The sequence below is a fragment of the Mycolicibacterium aichiense genome (assembly GCF_010726245.1).
Classification (GTDB): domain Bacteria; phylum Actinomycetota; class Actinomycetes; order Mycobacteriales; family Mycobacteriaceae; genus Mycobacterium; species Mycobacterium aichiense.
The window spans coordinates 2,126,735-2,147,511 of the sequence record NZ_AP022561.1; the positions used below are offsets into that span (position 1 = coordinate 2,126,735).

At 68.7% G+C, this 20,777-nt stretch carries 19 protein-coding genes and 1 pseudogene; 11 read left to right on the forward strand and 9 right to left on the reverse strand.

What is annotated here, in order from left to right; all coding sequences use genetic code 11:
- Positions 1-320 precede the first annotated feature (320 nt).
- From G6N32_RS10285 to ppgK, 4 genes and pseudogenes are all read right to left on the reverse strand, one after another.
- A pseudogene (locus G6N32_RS10285) lies at positions 321-1,181 on the reverse strand (hypothetical protein); the annotation flags it as partial.
- Between the two features lie 434 nt (positions 1,182-1,615).
- Positions 1,616-3,046 carry a serine hydrolase domain-containing protein gene (locus G6N32_RS10290; RefSeq protein WP_232077591.1) on the reverse strand — a complete coding sequence of 477 codons (1,431 nt, stop codon included), beginning with the start codon at positions 3,044-3,046 and terminating at the stop codon, positions 1,616-1,618.
- 60 nt (positions 3,047-3,106) lie between these two features.
- Positions 3,107-4,600, reverse strand: coding sequence for an RNA polymerase sigma factor (locus G6N32_RS10295; protein ID WP_115321057.1), 1,494 nt, complete (start codon positions 4,598-4,600; stop codon positions 3,107-3,109).
- A 175-nt stretch (positions 4,601-4,775) separates the two neighbouring features.
- Complete coding sequence (ppgK, locus tag G6N32_RS10300; protein ID WP_115321058.1) at positions 4,776-5,558, reverse strand: polyphosphate--glucose phosphotransferase; 783 nt, start codon at positions 5,556-5,558, stop codon at positions 4,776-4,778.
- Positions 5,559-5,659: 101 nt separating this feature from the next.
- Here ppgK and G6N32_RS10305 point away from each other — a divergent pair, with 101 nt between their 5' ends.
- Positions 5,660-6,508, forward strand: a complete 849-nt coding sequence (locus G6N32_RS10305) for an inositol monophosphatase family protein (RefSeq protein WP_115319517.1) — start codon at positions 5,660-5,662, stop codon at positions 6,506-6,508.
- On the opposite strand, the gene cei is transcribed toward G6N32_RS10305, so the two are convergent.
- Positions 6,509-7,159, reverse strand: a complete 651-nt coding sequence (gene cei, locus G6N32_RS10310; protein WP_115319518.1) for an envelope integrity protein Cei — start codon at positions 7,157-7,159, stop codon at positions 6,509-6,511.
- Positions 7,160-7,329: 170 nt separating this feature from the next.
- Between cei and G6N32_RS10315 the strand changes: the two genes are divergently transcribed.
- Positions 7,330-7,632 carry a DUF4193 domain-containing protein gene (locus G6N32_RS10315; protein ID WP_005145714.1) on the forward strand — a complete coding sequence of 101 codons (303 nt, stop codon included), beginning with the start codon at positions 7,330-7,332 and terminating at the stop codon, positions 7,630-7,632.
- A gap of 52 nt (positions 7,633-7,684) precedes the next feature.
- On the opposite strand, the gene G6N32_RS10320 is transcribed toward G6N32_RS10315, so the two are convergent.
- Positions 7,685-8,161 carry a DUF3093 domain-containing protein gene (locus G6N32_RS10320; protein ID WP_115319519.1) on the reverse strand — a complete coding sequence of 159 codons (477 nt, stop codon included), beginning with the start codon at positions 8,159-8,161 and terminating at the stop codon, positions 7,685-7,687.
- 25 nt (positions 8,162-8,186) lie between these two features.
- On the opposite strand from G6N32_RS10320, the gene dut reads away from it, so the two are divergent.
- Together dut and G6N32_RS10330 are read left to right on the forward strand one after the other, a co-directional pair.
- Positions 8,187-8,651: a dUTP diphosphatase gene (gene dut, locus G6N32_RS10325; RefSeq protein WP_115319520.1), complete on the forward strand. Its 465-nt coding sequence runs from the start codon at positions 8,187-8,189 to the stop codon at positions 8,649-8,651.
- Positions 8,651-9,439, forward strand: a complete 789-nt coding sequence (locus tag G6N32_RS10330; protein ID WP_115319521.1) for a DUF3710 domain-containing protein — start codon at positions 8,651-8,653, stop codon at positions 9,437-9,439. Before dut ends, G6N32_RS10330 begins: the two co-directional genes overlap by 1 nt.
- Here G6N32_RS10330 and G6N32_RS10335 read toward each other — a convergent pair whose 3' ends face one another.
- On the reverse strand, positions 9,440-10,144 hold the full coding sequence (locus G6N32_RS10335) for an alpha/beta fold hydrolase (RefSeq protein ID WP_115319522.1): 705 nt from the start codon (positions 10,142-10,144) through the stop codon (positions 9,440-9,442).
- A 122-nt stretch (positions 10,145-10,266) separates the two neighbouring features.
- On the opposite strand from G6N32_RS10335, the gene G6N32_RS10340 reads away from it, so the two are divergent.
- Genes G6N32_RS10340 through G6N32_RS10350 form a run of 3 tightly spaced genes read left to right on the forward strand, consistent with a single transcriptional unit; the run spans position 10,267 to position 12,778 of the window.
- The gene (locus tag G6N32_RS10340) at positions 10,267-10,638 is read left to right on the forward strand and encodes an OB-fold nucleic acid binding domain-containing protein (protein ID WP_115319523.1); all 372 of its coding nucleotides are present in this window, start codon (positions 10,267-10,269) and stop codon (positions 10,636-10,638) included.
- A complete protein-coding gene (locus tag G6N32_RS10345) occupies positions 10,635-11,354 on the forward strand; it encodes a DUF3159 domain-containing protein (RefSeq protein WP_410432624.1) in 720 nt (239 codons plus the stop codon). Before G6N32_RS10340 ends, G6N32_RS10345 begins: the two co-directional genes overlap by 4 nt.
- 2 nt (positions 11,355-11,356) lie before the next feature.
- Entirely contained in the window at positions 11,357-12,778 is a 1,422-nt protein-coding gene (locus tag G6N32_RS10350) for an MFS transporter (protein WP_115319524.1), read from the forward strand.
- Here G6N32_RS10350 and G6N32_RS10355 read toward each other — a convergent pair.
- Together G6N32_RS10355 and G6N32_RS10360 are read right to left on the reverse strand one after the other, a co-directional pair.
- Positions 12,775-13,458, reverse strand: coding sequence for a potassium channel family protein (locus tag G6N32_RS10355; RefSeq protein ID WP_115319525.1), 684 nt, complete (start codon positions 13,456-13,458; stop codon positions 12,775-12,777). The genes G6N32_RS10350 and G6N32_RS10355 overlap by 4 nt on opposite strands.
- On the reverse strand, positions 13,458-14,135 hold the full coding sequence (locus G6N32_RS10360) for a potassium channel family protein (RefSeq protein WP_115319526.1): 678 nt from the start codon (positions 14,133-14,135) through the stop codon (positions 13,458-13,460). Before G6N32_RS10360 ends, G6N32_RS10355 begins: the two co-directional genes overlap by 1 nt.
- Positions 14,136-14,213: 78 nt before the next feature.
- Here G6N32_RS10360 and G6N32_RS10365 point away from each other — a divergent pair, with 78 nt between their 5' ends.
- From G6N32_RS10365 to dxs, 4 genes are all read left to right on the forward strand, one after another.
- On the forward strand, positions 14,214-16,217 hold the full coding sequence (locus G6N32_RS10365; RefSeq protein WP_197935820.1) for an APC family permease: 2,004 nt from the start codon (positions 14,214-14,216) through the stop codon (positions 16,215-16,217).
- A gap of 7 nt (positions 16,218-16,224) precedes the next feature.
- Positions 16,225-17,421 carry a class I SAM-dependent RNA methyltransferase gene (locus tag G6N32_RS10370; protein WP_115319527.1) on the forward strand — a complete coding sequence of 399 codons (1,197 nt, stop codon included), beginning with the start codon at positions 16,225-16,227 and terminating at the stop codon, positions 17,419-17,421.
- A gap of 85 nt (positions 17,422-17,506) precedes the next feature.
- Positions 17,507-18,832 (forward strand): Na+/H+ antiporter NhaA, encoded by a 1,326-nt coding sequence (gene nhaA / locus G6N32_RS10375; protein WP_276047762.1) that lies wholly within the window; start codon positions 17,507-17,509, stop codon positions 18,830-18,832.
- Positions 18,833-18,860: 28 nt separating this feature from the next.
- Positions 18,861-20,777, forward strand: a complete 1,917-nt coding sequence (gene dxs / locus G6N32_RS10380; RefSeq protein ID WP_115319529.1) for a 1-deoxy-D-xylulose-5-phosphate synthase — start codon at positions 18,861-18,863, stop codon at positions 20,775-20,777.

Below are 20,777 nucleotides of genomic sequence, written 5' to 3' on the forward strand. Positions count from 1 at the left end.
GCGCCGCCCGTGCCGCCCCCGCCGCCGGAGCCGCCCTTGCCGCCGACGCCACCGGATTGAGCTTGGCCCGCAGTCCCGCTACCGCCGGTGCTTCCTGGATTGGCTCCATTGGCGCCCGGGCCGCCCTTGCCTCCGGAGCCGCCCGATCCACCGGCACCGCCGGTGTTGGTCTGTCCGTTCTCGGCGTTGCCGCCGAAACCGCCGGTGCCGCCGGTGCCCCCGCGGCCGCCCGACTTCACGGTTCCCAGACCGCCGGCACCACCTGCGCCGCCGCTCCCACCGGCGCCGGCGTTGTTGGTCTGTCCGAAGTCGAAGTTGACGCCGCCGAAGCCACCGGTGCCGCCGCTGCCACCGGCTCCGCCGGTCGCTCCGGTGCCGCCCTGGCCGCCGGTGCCGCCTGCGCCACCGGCCCCGCCGTCGAAGCCGTTACCGCCCGGACCGCCGGTTCCTCCGTAGCCGCCGGTGCCGCCGGTGCCACCGATCTGGGAGCCGGTGCCGCCCTGGCCGCCGTTACCTCCCAGGCCGCCGTTGCCTTCGGATGCCAGGCCGCCCGCGCCACCGGTGCCGCCGCTGCCGCCGGCGACACCGGTTCCGCCCTGCCCACCGTTGCCGCCGTCGCCGCCGGTCTGACCGAGGCCGCCGACGCCGCCGGCACCACCCTGGCCGCCGAGTTGGCCACCATTTCCGCCGTTGCCGCCCTGGCCGCCGACGCCGGCGAATTGGGTCGTGAACGAGCCGCCGCCGGCGCCGCCGGTCCCGCCGGCGCCGCCGTTGCCGGTTGAACCGTTGAGACCGAAGAGGCCGAAGAAACCCCCTCGTCCGCCGGCTCCGCCATCCCCGCCGTTGCCACCCTGGCCGCCGTTGCCGCCCAGCGTCGGGGCGGAGGCGCCGTTTCCGCCATTCCCTCCGACGCCGCCGACCCCGCCGGCGCCGCCGCGACCGAAGAAGAACCCGCCGGCCCCGCCGCTGCCACCGTTCGCGCCGTTCCCGCCGTCGTCGCCGGGAAGCGTGCCCGCGGTACCGGTGACACCGGCTCCACCGTTGCCGCCACGGCCGAAGAAGAACCCGCCGGCACCGCCGCTGCCGCCGTCGAGTCCGTTACCGCCGTTGCCGAAGAGCAGTCCGGCGTTGCCGCCGTTGCAGGCGCTGCCGATGCAACCGGGCTGGGCGTCGGCGCCATTGCCGATGAAGATGCCGACGATGGGGATGTCCCGCACCGTTATGTCGCTGACGGCGGCGGCCAGGACGGTGGGGGTCACCGGCGTCGCGCGGGCTTCCGCGATACCGACCGAGGCGCATTCGGTGCTCGTCATCAGGCACTGTAGGCCACTGGGCGAGGGCGGCTCAGCGGGTGCTGCTGAGGCCGAGCCTGCGGTTGCCACCAGCAGACCCGCACCGGCGAATGCCGTCCCGAAGGTGAGCGACAGCGTCGCCGTGGGACCTGTCAAGAAAAGGCGGCGAGCACTGTACGAAGACACGGCAACCCTTCGGCCTGGGAGCTCCGGGCGAGCTGATCAGGCCGATCATGACATGGCGGCCGCCGCCTGGGTCGATATTTTGTGACGACAAGGTCAATAAGCGTTGCGTCCGATCGAGGCCGGGCGTCGGGGCCTACTCAGCCGCTGCCATAGAGGCGCAGCGATCGCGCGGCGGCGGTGGCAACGTCAGCGCGCAGTGACGTGATCGGTGAGCTACCGCGGGTATGGACCGCGTTGGACAACAGCACCACGTAGGTGTCGGACTGTGGGTCCAGCCATAGGGACGTGCCGGTGAAGCCGGTGTGGCCGAAGCTGCCGACGGGGAACACCGTGCCGCGGGTGCTGGACTGGCCGGTGTCGATGTCCCAGCCGAGGCCGCGAAGGTTCGCACCCGGGATCGCCGGATACCGTGCGGGACCGCCCGGCTTCTGACCCCGCGCGGCGTTGGCCGCGTCGAGTTGGCCCGCGGTATGGCCCGGCTGCTGCGGGGAGGTCATCAACTCGAGAGTCGACTGCTTCAGCGGAAAAGTGCTTGGCCTGCCGGCAAGCCGGTCGAGAAGCGCCTGGGCGAAGACGCTGACATCGGCGGCGGTGGAGAACACCCCGGCATGTCCGGCCACCCCGCCCATTCGTCGCGCCGTCGTATCGTGCACGGTGCCGCGCAACAGGTGGCCGAAATCCGGGTTGCGGTTCGGCTCGCCGGGGTTGTCCTCATCCCATGCTGTCGGTGCGATACGGGGGAGCAGGTTCGTATTCCATTGGCCTGCACTGCATTCAGTTGACTCGGTGGGTGACCACCGGACTGCGGCACCCGTGATGGTGTGGTGGCCGCAGACTTTCGCCAGCGGCAGATAGCGGGTGTCGGTCATGCCCAGCGGGGCGAACACGTGCTGCTGAACGTAGTCGTCCTCGGGCTCACCGGTGATTCGCTCGATCAGTGCGCCGAGCAGGATGAAGTTGATGTCGGAGTAGCGAAACCCTTCTCCGGGAAGCGATTCCAATGGTGTGGTCAGCGCACGACGGAAGCCTTCGGCCCGGTCTGGGGAGTCCAGCCCCCACGGGTCCTTGAGTTCGACGTCACCGGTTTCACCCGAGGTGTGGGTGAGCAGCATCCGCACCGTCACTTCGGCGCGCTTGGGGTCGTTGCCGGTGTTGAAGGCGGGCAGGTATTTCTGGATCGGGTCGTCGAATGCCACCCGGCCCTGTTCGTAGAGCTGCATCACGGCGGTCGCGGTGGCAAGCGGTTTCGTCAGTGACGCGAGGTCGAAGATGGTGTCCTCGGTCATTGGTTCCGCGGGCGCTGGCGTCCCGTCAAGACCCCGTTCGCCGGCCAGCTTGCGCACCCCGTAGGCCCTGCGGAAGACGACCGTGCCGTCATGCCCGACCACGACCACAGCACCGGGCAGGCGGTTCGCCGCGACGGCCTCGGTCATGATCGTCGACACCGCGGGAATGTCGGGTGTCGGCGGCCCGACCGGCGTCGCGGGTGCGTACGTGGGAACCGCCGCCCGGGTCAGCGTGGCGTGTGGCGCGGGACCGTGGGAGCACGCCGTCAGTGTCAGCAGCACACACCCGGCAACGCGAGCTGCCGACTGAAAGCGGCCGCGGCGCAGGGGAATTGGTTCGGCCTAGTCGAGGTAGTCGCGCAGCACCTGAGAACGGCTCGGGTGCCGCAGCTTGCTCATGGTCTTCGACTCGATCTGGCGGATCCGCTCACGGGTGACCCCGTACACCTGCCCGATCTCGTCGAGGGTGCGCGGCTGGCCGTCGGTGAGGCCGAACCGCAGCCGCACCACGCCGGCTTCGCGCTCGGACAGCGTCTCGAGCACCGACTGCAGCTGATCCTGCAGGAGGGTGAAGGAGACGGCGTCGACGGCCACCACAGCTTCGCTGTCCTCGATGAAGTCGCCGAGCTGGCTGTCGCCCTCGTCGCCGATGGTCTGGTCCAGCGAGATCGGTTCACGCGCGTACTGCTGGATCTCCAGCACCTTCTCCGGCGTGATGTCCATTTCCTTGGCCAGCTCCTCGGGCGTGGGCTCGCGGCCCAGGTCCTGAAGCAGTTCGCGCTGGATACGGCCGAGCTTGTTGATGACCTCGACCATGTGTACCGGGATACGGATGGTGCGGGCCTGGTCGGCCATCGCGCGGGTGATCGCCTGGCGGATCCACCACGTCGCGTAGGTGGAGAACTTGTAACCCTTGGTGTAGTCGAACTTCTCCACCGCGCGGATCAGGCCCAGGTTGCCTTCCTGGATGAGATCCAGGAAGGCCATGCCACGACCGGTGTAGCGCTTGGCCAGCGACACCACCAGACGCAGGTTGGCCTCGAGCAGGTGGTTCTTCGCGCGGTCACCATCGCGGCAGATCCACTGCATGTCGCGGCGCTGCTGGACCGGGAGCTTCTCGCCCTTGTCGGTCTTCTCCGCCATCAGCTGAGTCGCGTAAAGACCGGCCTCGATCCGCTTGGCGAGCTCGACCTCCTCCTCGGCGTTGAGCAGCGCGACCTTGCCGATCTGCTTGAGGTAGGCGCGAACCGAGTCGGCCGACGCGGTCAGCTCGGCGTCCTTGCGGGCCTGCCGCAGCGCCTCGGACTCCTCTTCGTCCCACACGAAGTCGCCGGAGGCCTTGTCCTTCTCCGACGGCTCGGCGATGTCTTCGTCGTCCCCGGACTCGCTCTCGGCGGCCGGTGCGCCCGCAGCCGGAGCGGCTTCCTCGTCGGCCGCGTCGTCGGAATCCTCGGCGACGTCTTCGAGGTCCTCGAGTTCGATGTCGTCTTCGGCTACGTCGAGTTCGGGATCGACATCGAGGTCGCCGTCGAGTTCGTCATCGGCGCCGGCCTCGGCGTCGGTGTCGGCCGGGGCGGCATCCTTCTTGGCCCGGCCTCGGGTGGCGGGCGCCTTCTTCGCGGCGGCCTTGGTGGCGCGCGCCTTGGTCGGGGTGACCGCTCCGTCGACGATCTCGGAATCGCCGGCTTCGGCTCCGGCGGCGCGGGGAGCGGCCTTGGCGGCACGCTTGGCCGGCGCGGAACCGTTGGCCCTGGCTGCCGGTTTCTTCGCGGGAGTCTTGGTGGCGGTGCGCTTCACCGGCTCATCGGTTGCCGGGCTTGCCTTCGTCGCTGCCACGTACACCCTTTCGGTCGTGCTGGCTCTCGGCGGGCGTGGGCGCGCCACCGAAAGCGTCGGCTATGAGGACTATTGGCGTGGATCTCGTGGTGGATTCTCGCCGCTATCCGGTAGGCGGCCGCCATCGACCATTGTAACGACAGTGTGGGCTGCTACCGCGCCGAGCGACGAAAAATCAGCGTGTGACGTCGGCCTGAGCCGCCATCGCGGCCCCGACGATGCCCGCCTCGTTCTGCAACTCCGCGGCGACGACCGGGGTGCGGTTCTTCAGCAGCGGGATCCATTTGTCGGCCTTGCGGCTGATGCCACCGCCGGCGATGAACAGGTCGGGCCAGAGTGCATTCTCAATGCTGACCAGCACTTTCGTGACTTCCTGGCTCCACCGCTCATAGCTCCAGTCCTTGCGCTCCTTCACCGAGGACGCTGCACGGTGCTCGGCTTCCTTGCCGTCGACCTCGAGGTGCCCGAACTCAGTGTTGGGCAGCAGCTGACCGCCGTGAATCACCGCGGATCCGATGCCGGTCCCGAAGGTCAGCAGGATCACCACACCGTCCCGATTGCGTCCGGCGCCGTGGTGCTGCTCGGCGATGCCCGCGGCGTCGGCGTCGTTGAGCACGACCACGTGCTGGCCGCCGAGGGCCGAGCCGATCACCTCGGCGGCGTTGGTCCCGATCCAGCCCTTGTCGACGTTGGCGGCGGTCTGCACGACGCCGTTGACGACGACACCCGGGTAGGTGACACCCAGCGGGCCGGTCCAGTCGAAGTGCCGGACCACCTCGGCGACGGTCGCGGCCACCGCCTCGGGGGTGGACGGCTGCGGGGTGAGCAACTTATAGCGGTCGCCGATCAGTTTGCCGGTGTCGAGATCGACGATCCCACCCTTGACCCCGCTGCCACCGACGTCGACGCCGAAGCCGCGGTTCTGTCCGGGCGTGGTGGGGGATTCGGTCTCGGGCATGGGCTGCTCCTCGGCGACGCGGGCGGTCTGCGCGATGCACACACTAGTGGCTGCGCGGCCCTTTGTGTTCGGTGTCGGGAGGTCTGTGCTGCGATGGTCGGGTGAGCGACAACGGGGGACAAGAGCTACGGGCACTGGCCGAGCAGCTGGCCGCGGAGGCGGCCGCGTTCGTCCGCCGCAGGCGCGCGGAAGTCTTCGACGACGAGCACGGCTCGATCGGCACCGATGCAGTTCAGACGAAAAGCACACCGACCGACCCGGTGACCGTCGTCGACACCGAAACCGAACTGCTACTGCGTGATCGGCTCGGCGCGCTGCGTCCCGGCGACGTGATTCTCGGTGAGGAGGGCGGCGGCCCGGCTGCCGCCCCGGACGGTGCGGTCTGCTGGGTGCTCGACCCGATCGACGGCACCGTGAACTTCATGTACGGCATTCCGGCGTACGGGATCTCGATCGCCGCCCAGATCGACGGCGTGTCGGTGGCAGGCGCGGTGGCCGACGTGGCCGGTGGAGAGGTGTACTCGGCGGCCGTCGGTCACGGTGCCCACGTGTCCCGCGGCGGGCAACGACGGGAGCTGCGGGCCAGCGCCGTGACGGAACTGTCGATGGCGTTGGTGGGCACCGGTTTCGGCTATGCCCCGCAGCGTCGCGCCGAGCAGTCCGCGTTGTTGGCGCAGTTGCTGCCGCGGGTGCGTGACGTCCGCCGGATCGGTTCGGCCTCGCTGGATCTGTGCATGGTCGCCGCGGGCCGCCTCGACGCCCATTACGAGCACGGCCTGCACGTGTGGGATTGGGCGGCCGGCGCGCTGATCGCCGCCGAGGGGGGTGCGGTGGTGGCGTTGCCGCGGCTCGACGAGGACGGCGCGCTGCTGGTGGCGGCGGCACCGGGGATCGCGGCCGCGCTCACCGACACCCTTGCGGGTTTTGGGGGATTGCGGCCGCTGGCCTGATCAGCAGGTGCCGTTGTGGATCTTGGTCAGCAACGTCGAATCGGCCGGCTCGGTCGCGTCCGGACGCAGGCCGGCCAGGACGGCGTCGATGTCGTCGCTGTGCGCCAGCGTGGTGAAGTCGGTGCCGATGGCCAGGTCCACCGAATCGTCCTTGCGATCGTCCTGGAACAGCTCGACGCAGGGTGCCACCAGCCAGACCGCGGCCGCGCCGGCCCGGCCGGCGGTGCCGAAGCGGATCTGGCCCTGGCAGGTCAATCGGGTCGTGGTGTAGATCGGGTCGTTGGCCGCGGTGGGCTGGGCGAAGCCGAGATCGCGCAGCGCTCCGGCGACCTCGCCGGCCTGCCCGCCCTGGCCGCTGGCGTTGAGCACCCGGATCTTGGTGTCGACCAACTTGGCCGGTGCGACGTCGATCATCGATGAGTGCGACACCTGCTGGCCGAGGGTGGGGGCACCCGGATCGGCGGCCGGAGGCGGTGGGTTGCAGGCCGCGGCCTCGCGCACGTCGACGGGGCGGGTCAGCACGAAGCCCCACACGATCGCGGTGATCACGAACATCACGCCCAGGGCGATGAGTCCGGGCAGGTAGTTGCGTCGACGGAACGGGCGACCGTGCTTGTCGAAGGCCGTGCCCTCCGTGATTTGAGCGACCACGGATGCACTCTAGAGGCACCGGGTGGATCCCGGCCCAACACGCCCATCGATCATAATGAATACATGTGACGTAAATCACAGACGACGTAAGGCGGATCTGGGCACGAATCGTTTGGCGGATCCGTTCCACGCTGATACAAAGCCATGCTGAGGTTACGAGGGGACAAAAGATGGCTACCGACTACGACGCCCCGAGGCGCACCGAGACCGACGAGGTGTCCGAGGATTCGCTGGAGGAACTCAAGGCGCGCCGCAACGAGGCGCAGTCGGCCGTAGTAGACGTCGACGAGACGGATTCCGCGGAGAATTTCGAGCTGCCCGGGGCGGATCTGTCGGGTGAGGAGCTGTCGGTACGCGTGGTTCCGAAGCAGGCAGACGAGTTCACCTGCTCCAGTTGCTTTCTGGTGCATCACCGCAGCCGGCTGGCCAGCGACAAGAACGGCGTGATGATCTGCACGGACTGCGCGGCGTAGTCAGCCGTCCCGCGACGATGCTGCCGAGGGGCGAGGCGGAGGAGCGGGACAATCAGCTACGCAGTGCTGAAAGCACCCGGTCCGGGTGGCGGGCACTGACCAGCCAATAGGGCGTCGGATCGTCCGGATCGTCGAGAACCACCAAAACCAGGGGGCCGACCCAGCCTCGATGTAGCACAAACGCTGCCGGATCGAGCTGACGGCCGAGCGCGGCCGACTTCGCCGTCCGGGGGATCTCGGCCGACCGGGACACCACCGACGTCGGCAGATGCGCCTGACCTGCCCACAATTCGACGTCATCGCCGCCGGTCACCACCCGGACCTCGGTGCGGCTCATCCACAGCAGCACGCCTACCGCGACTGCACCGAGCACCACATAGGGCAGCCAGACCGGCAGCGTGCGCACACCCATGGTGACTTCTTTGGCGATCAGTGCCGCCAACGCCAGACCGAGCGGCCACCACCACCACGGCACCCAGAGCCGCTCGCGGTACCGCACGGTTTGCGAGGTCACACGCGAACCAGACACGCGGCCAAGGGTAGTCTTTCCCTTCGTGCCGACTCCTCTCGCGGTGGTTCGCCTCGACCGCGATCTCCCAATGCCCAGCCGCGCCCACGACGGCGACGCGGGTGTGGATTTGTTCAGCGCGCAAGACATCGACCTGGCTCCCGGTGAGCGTGCACTGGTCGCCACCGGTATCGCCGTGGCGATTCCGCACGGCATGGTCGGACTGGTCCACCCGCGCTCGGGTTTGGCTGCGCGCGTTGGCCTTTCGATCGTCAACAGCCCCGGCACGATCGACGCCGGTTATCGTGGCGAAGTCAAGATTTCGTTGATCAACCTCGACCCCGCCACGCCGATCGAGATCCGGCGCGGCGACCGCATCGCCCAATTGCTGGTACAGCGGGTCGAACTTCCAGAGCTGGTCGAGGTGGCCTCGTTCGACGAGGCCGGACTGGCTGACACCACCCGTGGCGAAGGCGGCCACGGATCCTCCGGCGGACATGCGAGTTTGTGATGGCATTCGGCAGACGAAAGAACGAAGCAGACACCGGCGCGGACGCGGCGGCGGAGGAGGCCCCGGCGGTCCAGGACCTCGCTGCCGACGACATCGACGACGCCGATGAGGGTTACGACGGTGGCCCGTTCGACATCGAGGACTTCGACAACCCGGCCGACGCCGCCGAAGCCCGCCTGGACCTAGGTTCGGTGCTGGTGCCGATGCCGCCCGCCGGCCAGATCCAGGTCGAGCTGAACGAGGCGGGCGTGCCCAGCGCAGTCTGGGTGGTCACTCCGCACGGGCGATTCACGATCGCCGCCTACGCGGCGCCGAAGTCGCCCGGGCTGTGGCGTGAGGTGGCCGGTGAGCTGGCCGACTCGTTGCGCAAGGACAACGCACAGGTCTCCATCGAGGACGGCCCCTGGGGCCGTGAGGTGGTCGGCACCGGCGCCGGCGTGGTGCGCTTCATCGGCGTCGACGGCTACCGCTGGATGATCCGATGTGTGGTCAACGGCGCTCCCGAAGCCATGGCCAACCTGGTTGCCGAGGCGCGAGAAGCGTTGAGCGACACGGTAGTTCGCCGCGGTGACACCCCGCTTCCGGTCCGTACCCCGCTGCAGGTCCAGCTGCCCGAACCGATGCTCGAGCAGCTGCGTGAGGCCGCCGCCCAGCAGGCTCAGATGGCGGCCGCGCAGCAGGCGATGATTCAGCAGCAGCAGCAAGGCCAGGCGCAGCCGCCGACCGAACGGCGCAGTGCATCCGGCTCTGCCATGCAGCAGCTGCGCAGCTCCAGCACCGGCGGCTGATCAGCCCTCGGCGTCGGTCAACGCTGCCAGGCACGCCGAACCCAGAACGTCCGGCTTCGGCCCGAAGTCGTCGAGGCTGACCGTCCGCAGTGCCGCCCGCGGCGCCGCCGCCACCCACTCCAGCGCCACCTCCAGCGGATGGATCGGGTCGTCGGTCGCCCCCACCACGCCCATCGGCACACTCAGTCGTCCCAGCTCGGTGATGCTCGGCGCGACATAGCTCGCTGCGTCCTCCATCGCGTCGGGCAGGTCCGGCCACTGAGCCAGCCAGCTCCGGGCCAGCTCATCGGCCAGCCAGGCGGGGCTTGAGGCGCGCATCTGGGTGGTGGTGGCGACCAGACCGTCGGTGCGCAGCTGATGCGCGGTGTAGCGGGCTGACAGCGCGGCCGGAGCGGACTGGGCCGCGCCGGTCCAGGCGGGCAGCGCGGCCAGCACCCCGACCACGTGCTGCGGGTTGGTCAGGGCCCAGGCCAGCGTCACCGCCGCGCCGATGGACACCCCGCCGACGATGATCGGGCCGTTGCGGGCGGCGTCGTCGAGCGCCTCGAGGTAGCCGGCGATCAGCCGGGCGGGCTGCGGAGCAGGCGTGGCGACCACCGCACCGACACCGTGCAGGGGACCGGCGAACGCCCGGTAGACGTAGTCGTCATCGCTTCCCGTACCGGGCAGCAGCACCGCTGTGACACCGCGAAAGGTGATCGTCATCTCATGATCGTGCCCTGCGACGTATGAGCAACGACCGCCGTGGGTATGCCACGTGGCATCGCGGCACCAAGAGGTCTACCGTTGCGTTGGCATTGTGATCCGCTGGAGTATCAGGAGAGGCCATGGCTACGGCCGAAAGTTTCGTCCGACGTCTCACTCGTCGATTGACGGAAGACCCTGAGCAGCGCGACGTCGAAGAACTCACCGATGAAGCCGTCGGCACCGGCGCCCAGCGAGCAATTGATTGCCAGCGCGGCCAGGAAGTGACAATGGTCGGCACCTTGCGCAGTGTCGAGACCAACGCCAAGGGCTGCGCGGGCGGCGTGCGCGCCGAACTCTTCGACGGCACCGACACCGTCACGCTGGTCTGGCTGGGACAGCGCCGGATCGCCGGTATCGAGTCGGGCCGCGCCCTGCGGGTGCGGGGCCGGCTGGGGACCCTCGAGAACGGCACCAAGGCCATCTACAACCCGCACTACGAGATCCAGACTTGAGCCGTCCCGTCGAAGACAGCGATCGCAGTCAGGACGCGGCGGACGACACCCCGGCGGTGACCCCCGAGGAGAAGACCCCCGCGCAGGCTCTGCTGGCCCAGATGGGCGGCATCAGCGGCCTGGTCTATTCAGCACTGCCGGTGGTGGTCCTGGTCCCGGTGAACACCGCCTTCGGCCTGGTGCCGGCGATCAGTGCCGCGCTCGGCGTCGCCGCCCTGATCCTGGTGTGGCGGCTCTACCGCCGCGATTCGGTGCAGCCCGCCATCTCAGGGTTCATCGGTGTCGGCATCAGTGCGCTGATCGCCTGGTTCGTGGGCGCATCGAAGGGCTACTTCCTGCTGGGTATCTGGACGTCGCTGATCTGGGCGGCCGTGTTCGCGCTCTCGGTCGTCATTCGCAGGCCGATCGTGGGATACGCGTGGAGCTGGATCAGCAACAAGGACCGTGCGTGGCGCGGAAACCGGCGCGCGGTGTTCGCCTTCGACGTCGCGACGCTGACCTGGGTCCTGGTGTTCGCCTCCCGGTTCGCGGTGCAGCGCCACCTGTACGACGCCGATCAGACCGGCTGGCTCGGGGTGGCCCGGATCGCGATGGGCTGGCCGCTGACGGCGGTGGCCGCGTTGGTGACCTACCTGGCGATCCGTGCCGCGCAGCGCGCCATCCACGCCGCCCACGCACGCAGCCACGACGGCGACGTCGCGCCCGCCGAAGACTGACTGTGGTTGCGCGCGACGACCGTCTGCTCGTCGCCGTCGCGGTACTTGCGTCCTTCGTCGCGTTTCTCGACGGTTCGGTGGTGAACCTGGCCCTGCCCGCCATCAGCGCCGAACTCGGCGGCGGACTCGTCATCCAGCAATGGGTCGTCGACGGATACCTGCTGACGCTGGGTGCGCTGATTCTGCTTGCCGGCGCGATCTCCGACACGTTCGGGCGGTTGACGGTGCTGCGTGCCGGGCTGGTGGTGTTCGGCGTCGCCTCGCTGCTGTGCGCGGCCGCACCCAGCGGACTGGTGCTGGTCATCGGCCGTTGCGTCCAGGGACTGGGTGCAGCCTTCCTGGTCCCGAGCTCACTGGCCATGATCAATGCCCGGTTCAGCGGCGCCGAACAGTCCCGCGCGATCGGCGTGTGGACGGCCTGGACCGGCACCGCGTTCGTCGTCGGACCGCTGCTGGGCGGTGTGCTCGTCGAAACCCTCGGCTGGCGGTGGGTGTTCGCCGTCAACGTGATCCCACTCGCGGTCACGCTGACCCTCGCGGGCAAGCTGACCGATCAGGCACCCCGGACGGCTGCGCATATCGATGCTGTCGGCGCGGTCCTCACTGCGGTCGGTTTGAGCGCGACGGTCTTCGCGATGATCGAGCAGCAGCGGCTGGGCTGGCACGATCCGGCTATCGTCACCGCGTTGATCGTCGGGCCCACGAGCCTGATCGCGTTCGGCTGGTGGGAACGCCGCGCGCGTCACCCGATGCTGCCGCCCGCGGTCTTCTCGGCCCGCAACTTCACGGTCGGCAATCTGGCCACCGTGTTCCTCTATGCCGGTATCTCGCTGGGCCAGCTGCTGGTGGCGTTGTTCTTGCAGGAGGTCGGGGGACTCTCGCCCGCGCAAGCCGGCCTGGCGACACTGCCGGTGCCCGTCCTGTCGTTCGTGTTGGCGGCTCGGTTCGGTGAGCTCGCGGGCCGCTATGGCCCGCGCCGCTTCATGGCGGCCGGACCGCTGATCGCCGCGGCAGGATTCGGATGGATGGCGCTCGGCGCAGGCGACGTGTGGCTGCAGACGCTTCCGGGCATGGCGTTGTTCGGGGTGGGGCTCTCGGTTGCCGTGTCTCCGCTGACCGCTGCGGTCCTGGCCGCCGTCCCGACGGCGCACAGTGGCATCGGCTCGGCGATCAACAACGCTGTCGCCCGGGTGGCGGGATTGATCGCGATCGCATTCACCGCGGTCATCGTCGGGGGCGCAATGACTTTCGACGGTTTCCGCCACGGCGTGGTGGCCGCCGCGGTGCTACTGGTGATCGCGGGCATCGTTTCGGCGGCGGGTATCCGCGACGACGTGCCTGCTCTGTCCGCCGAGTCGTCGGCCGCCGCCGCGGCGTGCCACGACCGGGACGGGCCGCCCCCGGCGCCGGTGTACCGGGACTAGCCGGTCGAGGCCGACAGCACGGTGTTGCGCAGTTCGTCTTCCACTTCCGGGGCCGCCACGAACAGCAGCTCGTCGCCGCCCTCCAGCGGCTCGTCGGCCTCCGGCACGATCACCCGTGGTCCGCGCAGGATCGTCACCAGCGTGGCGTCCCGCGGCAGGACCAGCTTGCGAACCGGCCGTCCGCCCCACGGGGTGTCGTCGGGCAGGGTGATCTCGACGAGGTTGGCGTGGCCCTGGCGGAACTGCATGAGCCGCACCAGGTCGCCGACCGCGACGGCCTCCTCCACCAGCGAGGCCAGCATCCGCGGAGTGGACACCGCAACGTCGACGCCCCACGAGTTGTCGAAGAGCCACTCGTTGCGCGGATCGTTGACCCGGGCCACCACGCGGGAGACCGCGAATTCCGTCTTGGCCAGCAGGGACAGCACCACGTTCGCCTTGTCGTCACCGGTGGCGGCGACGACGACGTCGAACTCCTGCAGGTGCACCGACTCCAGCAGGCTGATCTCGCAGGCGTCGCCGAGGCGCCAATGTGCGGCCGGGATGGCGTCGACGTCGAGATGTTCGGCATTGCGCTCGATGAGCGTCACGTCGTGCTCGCTCTCGAGCAGTTCGCGGGCGATCGACCGGCCGACGGCGCCTGCCCCGGCGATCGCCACTTTGAGCCGTTTGTCGCCCATCAGTGCCCCTCTCCGACGTCAGGGCCGGGTGGCAGCGCGGCGATGGCCAGCGCTTCGGCGGCGCGCCCGGACACCGCCGCGATGTACACCTGGTCGCCGGCCTGCAGCACGGTCTTGGGCTCGGGCAGGATGCCGGTGCCGAACCGGACCACGAACGCGACGCGCGCGCCGGTCGCCTCCTCCAGCGAGGTCAGCCGGTGACCCACCCAGCCCTCGTGCAGCGCCACTTCGGCGACGGCCATCGTGCCGGTGGGATCGCGCCATTTGGTGGTCTCGGTGTCGCGCACCAGCGCACCCAGCAGCCGGTCGGTGGTCCACGGCACGGTGGCGACCGTCGGGATGCCGAGGCGTTCGTAGACCGCGGCGCGTTTGGCGTCGTAGATGCGCGCGACCACGCGCTGCACGCCGAACGTCTCGCGGGCGACGCGCGCGGAGATGATGTTGGAGTTGTCGCCCGAGGACACCGCGGCGAATGCATCGGCGTTCTGGATTCCCGAGCGCAGCAGGACCTCTCGGTCGAAGCCCATGCCCAGCACCCGCTCGCCGGAGAAGTCGGGGGACAGCCGGTGGAAGGCCGTCGGGTCCCGATCGATGATCGCCACCTCGTGGCCTATCCGGGACAGCGCGTCGGCCAGCGACGCGCCGACGCGGCCGCATCCCATCACCACTACCCGCACCTGGTGTCCTCTCGACTTTGCCGTGCGCCGACCCGACCGTATGGGGAACGCTACAGCCAAATCGGTGAAGGCTTACTCTTGGCACTCGTGTCTAAGCTTTCGACCGCCGCACGTCGGCTGGTCCTGGGGCAGCCGTTCCGCAGCGACAAGCTGAGTCACACGCTGCTGCCCAAGCGCATCGCCCTACCGGTGTTCGCCTCCGACGCCATGTCATCGGTGGCCTACGCTCCCGAGGAAATCTTCCTGGTGCTCTCGGTGGCGGGCCTGTCGGCCTACACCATGGCGCCGTGGATCGGGCTGGCTGTCGCGCTCGTGATGCTCGTGGTGGTCGCCTCCTACCGCCAGAACGTGCACGCCTACCCGTCCGGCGGGGGCGACTACGAGGTGGTGACCACCAACCTCGGGCCGACCGCGGGTCTGACGGTCGCCAGCGCCCTGCTGGTCGACTATGTGCTGACCGTCGCGGTGTCGATGGCCTCGGCGATGTCGAACATCGGCTCGGCAATACCGTTCGTCGACACCCACAAGGTGTGGTTCGCGGTGGCGGCCATCGTGCTGCTCGCGTCGATCAACCTGCGCGGGATTCGGGAATCGGGCACCGCATTCGCGATTCCCACCTACGCGTTCATGTTCGGCATGTACATCATGCTCGGCTGGGGCCTGTTCCAGATCTACGTACTCGACATCCCGCTGCGCGCCGAGTCGGCCGGCTTCGAGGTGCACAACGAGCACGGCAAGGTGCTCGGCTTCGCCCTGGTCTTCCTGGTTGCGCGGGCATTCTCGTCCGGGTGCGCGGCGCTGACCGGTGTCGAGGCGATCAGCAACGGTGTGCCCGCATTCCGGAAGCCCAAGTCCCGCAACGCGGCGACAACGTTGGCGATGCTCGGCCTGATCGCCATCTCGCTGTTCATGGGCATCATCCTGCTCGCCAAGGCGACCGGGGTGAAGGTGGCCGACGATCCCGCGAGCCAGCTGGTGGGTGCGCCGCAGAACTACCAGCAGAAGACGTTGGTGGCGCAGCTGGCCGACGCGGTGTTCCACGACTTCCCGATCGGCCTGTTCCTGATCACCGGTGTCACCGCCCTGATCCTCGTCTTGGCGGCCAACACCGCCTTCAACGGTTTCCCGGTGCTGGGTTCGATCCTGGCTCAGGACCGCTACCTGCCGCGGCAGTTGCACACTCGCGGTGACCGGCTGGCGTTCTCGAACGGCATCGTGTTCCTGGCGTTGGCCGCGATCGCCTTCGTGGTGGCCTTCCGGGCCGAGGTGACCGCGCTCATCCAGCTCTACATCGTCGGCGTTTTCGTGTCGTTCACGCTCAGCCAGATCGGTATGGTCCGGCACTGGACGCGCCACTTGCGCACCGAGACAGATCCGCGCGCCCGCCGGCACATGATGCGCTCGCGGGTCATCAACACGATCGGCTTCCTCGCCACCGGCGCGGTGCTGATCGTGGTGCTGGTCACCAAGTTCGTCGCTGGGGCCTGGATCGCAATCCTCGCCATGTCAAGCCTTTTCATTCTGATGAAGGCGATCCACAAGCATTACGACACCGTCGCCCGCGAGCTGGCCGAGCAGGAAGCCGAGCAGGGTGACGTGGTGCTGCCCAGCCGCAACCACGCCGTCGTGCTGGTATCCAAACTGCACATGCCGACATTGCGTGCGCTGTCCTATGCGCGGGCCACCCGGCCCGATGTGCTCGAGGCCATCACCGTCAACGTCGACGACTCCGAAACCCGCCAGCTGGTCCACAAGTGGGAAGACAGCGACATCACCGTCCCGCTGAAAGTCGTTGCCTCCCCGTACCGGGAGGTCACCCGTCCGGTACTCGACTACGTCAAGCGGATCAGCAAGGAAGCGCCGCGCACGGTGGTGACGGTGTTCATCCCGGAGTATGTGGTCGGCCACTGGTGGGAGCAGGTGCTGCACAATCAAAGCGCACTGCGGCTCAAGGGCAGGCTGCTGTTCATGCCGAACGTGATGGTGACTTCTGTTCCATGGCAACTCAATTCGTCGGAGCGTGTGCACGAGTTGCAGTCGCAGAACGCTCCGGGCGACGTACGACGGGGCTTTTTGGAGTGAATCGATAGTGAGCCAGGGGGACACGGTCGAGCTGGAACTGACCACCGGCGCGGCCGCCAACGGGGGTAGCTGCGTGGCGCGCCACGACGGCCGGGTGGTGTTCGTCCGGTACGCGCTGCCCGGGGAAGTGGTACGGGCCCGGGTGACCGGCGACCGCGGATCCTATTGGCACGCAGAGGCAATCGAGATCATCCAGCCGTCACCGGATCGGGTGGAGTCACACTGCCGGATCGCCGGTGTCGGCGGGGCGGGCTGCTGCGATCTGGCGTTCGCGACGCCGGAGGCGGCCCGGGTGCTCAAGGGGCAGGTGGTGGCCAATCAGCTGGCCCGGCTCGGTGATTTTCACTGGGACGGGGTGGCCGAACCGCTCGGCGACGGCGCGGCCCGTGGCTGGCGCACCCGCGTGCGACTGGACACCACCGCTGCGGGCCGGGTGGGGTTCCACCGCTATCACAGTTCGGAACTCGTCACCGATCTGGACTGCGCGCAGCTGCCACCCGGGATGCTCGACGGGCTTGCGGATGCGGCGTGGGCGCCAGGGGCGCATGTGCACGTGGCCGTCGACGACGACGGTGACCGGCACGTCGTGCAGTCCGGGCCTCGGTCGGGCCGCAAGGTCTCGACCCGGGTCGTCGAGGGCAATTACGAAGCGGTGCAACGGGTCGGCGATCGGATCTGGCGGATACCGGTGACGGCGTTCTGGCAGGCGCACCGCGATGCCGCCCGGGTGTACAGCGGTCTGATCGGCCAGTGGGCACAGCTGGACACCGGGATGACGGCGTGGGATCTGTACGGCGGCTCGGGCGTTTTCGCGGCGGCGCTCGCCGACGGGGTCGGCGACACCGGCCAGGTGATCACCGTCGACACCTCGCGCGGATCGTCGCGGGCGGCGCACGCGGCGCTGGCCGACCTCACGTGCGTATCGGTGGTGACCGATTCGGTCCGGCGAGCGCTGAGCGCACAGCCACGCCGCGCCGACGTCGCGGTGCTGGATCCGCCGAGGGCCGGTGCCGGCCGGGAGGTCATCGACCAGCTGGCGACCGCGGAAGTCCCGCGCGTGATCCATATCGGTTGTGAGGCAGCATCATTCGCCCGAGACATCGGGCTCTATCGCAAGCAGGGTTACACGGTCGAGGAATTGCGGGTGTTCGACTCGTTCCCGCTCACCCATCACGTGGAGTGCGTCGCGATTCTCACCCGCTGACGCCTGGCGGCTAGAGTGCTGCACAGGTGTGCCGGGAAGTCTGGTCGGCGTTAGCTTTTCCTTGCCCGTCGATGTCTTTAGGAGACTGGTGGCCGACCGCAAGCCGTATCTCGCCCGCGCGCTGTTCGCACGGGGATCGTGGTCGGAGACCTCGCGCATCAGCTCGATCCTGCGCAAGGAGACCGTCGGCGGTGCGCTGCTGCTGGTGGCTGCGGCGATCGCCCTGATCTGGGCGAACTCACCCTGGTCGGAGGCTTACCACCGGCTCGGGCAGGTCCACGTCGGGACCGACCGGCTGGGCCTGCACCTGGATCTGACGCTGGGCGGCTGGGCGGCCGACGGGTTGTTGGCCGTTTTCTTCTTCATCGTCGGGCTCGAACTCAAACGCGAATTCGTCGCAGGCGATCTGCGCGACCCCGGTCGCGCCGCGCTGCCGATCGCCGCCGCGGTCGGCGGCATGGTGGTACCGGCAGTGATCTTCGTCTCCTTCACCTTCGGCCAAGGGGACGGTGCGGCGCGGGGCTGGGCCATCCCGACGGCGACCGACATCGCGTTCGCGGTGGCTGTGCTGGCCGTCCTCTCCACGCATCTGCCGGCCGCACTGCGCACATTCCTGCTCACCCTGGCCGTCGTCGACGACCTGCTGGCGATCACGGTGATCGCGGCGTTCTACACCGACAAGATCAATCTGACCGCGCTGCTGATCGCACTGATCCCACTGGCGCTGTTCACGGTGCTGGTGCAGCGCCGGATCCGGTCCTGGTGGCTGCTGGTCCCGCTTGCCGCGCTGACCTGGGCCTTCGTTCACGAGTCCGGCGTGCATGCGACGGTCGCGGGGGTGCTGCTGGGTTTCGCGGTGCCGGTCATGCGCAGCGCGGCGGCCGGCGGTCCGGAGGCCGGCCCCGGGCTGGCCGAGCACTTCGAGCACCGGCTGCGGCCGGTGTCGGCGGGTTTCGCGGTCCCGGTCTTCGCGTTCTTCGCCGCCGGGGTGACCTTCGGCGGCTATGACGGTTTGATAACGGCGTTGTCCGATCCGATCGCGATGGGCATCGTCGCCGGGCTGGTGGTGGGTAAGACGATCGGGGTGTTCGGCACCACCTGGGTACTCGCCGCGGTGACCCGCGCCCGGCTCGACTCGGCTTTGCGCTGGGTCGACGTCTTCGGCATGTCGATGCTGGCCGGTATCGGGTTCACGGTGTCCCTGCTGATCGGCGAATTGGCCTACGATCCGGGTTCCGAACGCCAGGATGTCGTCAAGGTCGCTGTGCTGGCAGGAAGTTTGCTGGCCGCCCTTCTCGCGTCGGTGGTGCTGCGGCTGCGCAACCGGCATTACCGGCTGGTGTGGGAGCTGGAGAACCGCGACCTCGACCACGATGGTGTCCCCGACATCTACGAGTCTGGACAGGACTGATCTCTACGACGGTGCGTAGACTGGCCAGATGCTTGAACAGGTTCGCGGCCCCGCAGATCTGCAACACCTGTCCCAGGCGCAGCTGACCGAACTGGCTGCCGAAATTCGCCAGTTCTTGATCCACAAGGTCGCTGCCACGGGCGGCCACCTCGGCCCCAATCTCGGTGTTGTGGAGTTGACCCTCGCGCTGCACCGGGTCTTCGACTCTCCGCACGATCCGATCCTCTTCGACACCGGCCATCAGGCCTACGTGCACAAGATGCTCACCGGCCGGGCCGCCGACTTCGACACGCTGCGCAAGAAGGATGGCCTCTCGGGTTATCCCGCACGGGCCGAAAGCGAGCACGACTGGGTGGAATCCAGCCATGCCTCGGCCGCCCTGTCCTACGCCGACGGTTTGGCGAAAGCCTTCGAACTGACCGGACATCGCAACCGGCATGTGGTGGCGGTGGTGGGCGACGGCGCGCTGACCGGCGGCATGTGCTGGGAAGCCCTGAACAACATTGCCGCGGCCAAGCGGCCGGTGATCATCGTCGTCAACGACAACGGGCGGTCCTACGCGCCGACCATCGGCGGGCTGGCCGACCATCTGGCCGGGCTGCGGCTGCAGCCGGGCTATGAGCGCGTGCTGGAACGCGGCCGGGTCGCCGTGCGCGGGATGCCCATCATCGGTGAAGCCTGTTACCAGGCCATGCACAGCGTGAAGGCCGGCATCAAGGACGCGCTGTCACCGCAGGTGCTGTTCACCGACCTCGGCCTGAAGTACGTCGGCCCGATCGACGGCCACGACGAGCATGCGGTGGAGACCGCGCTGCGGCACGCCAGGGGGTTCAAGGCTCCGGTGATCGTGCACGTGGTCACCCGCAAGGGCATGGGCTACGCGCCTGCCGAGAACGACGAGGCCGAGCAGATGCACTCGTGCGGCGTCATCGATCCCGACACCGGGCTGGCCACCAAGTCTGCCGCACCCGGCTGGACGTCGGTCTTCTCCGATGCGCTGATCACCTATGCCGCCAAGCGGCGCGACATCGTGGCGATCACCGCGGCGATGCCCGGCCCGACCGGACTGTCGGCGTTCGGTGAGCGCTTCCCGGACCGGCTGTTCGACGTCGGCATCGCCGAGCAGCACGCGATGACGTCGGCGGCCGGGCTGGCGATGGGCGGCCTGCATCCGGTGGTGGCGATCTATTCGACGTTCCTCAATCGCGCGTTCGATCAGATGATGATGGACGTCGCGCTGCACAAGCTGCCCGTCACGATCGTGCTGGACCGCGCCGGCATCACCGGCAACGACGGCGCCAGCCACAACGGCATGTGGGATCTGTCGATCCTGGGTATCGTCCCGGGGATGCGGGTGGCCGCGCCGCGCGACGGAGCCCGCCTACGGGAAGAACTCGGCGAAGCACTCGAGGTCGACGATGGTCCAACCGCCATCCGATTCCCCAAAGGTGAAGTGGGCGAAGACATTCCGGCGCTCGAGCGGGTTTCCGGCATGGACCTGCTGGCCCGCCCGGCCGACGGCCTGAGTCAGGACGTCCTACTCGTGGCGGTGGGTTCGTTCGCGCCGATGGCGCTGAAAGTCGCACAGCGACTGCGCAATCAGGGGATCGGTGTGACGGTGGTCGACCCGCGTTGGGTCCTTCCGGTGCCCGACGGAATTGCGCCGCTTGCCACCTCGCACAAACTGGTGGTGACGATGGAGGACAGCGGCGTACACGGTGGCGTCGGCTCCACCGTCTCGGCTGCCCTGCGCGCCGCAGGCATCGACGTGCCGTGCCGGGATCTCGGTGTGCCGCAACAGTTCATCGACCACGCCGGCCGCGGTGAGGTGCTCGAGGAGATCGGCCTGACCGAGCAGAACATCGCCCGTCAGGTCACCGGCTGGGTTGCAGCACTCGGAACGCTCGACGACACGGTCAGCGATTCCGCCGAAAAGACGAACTGA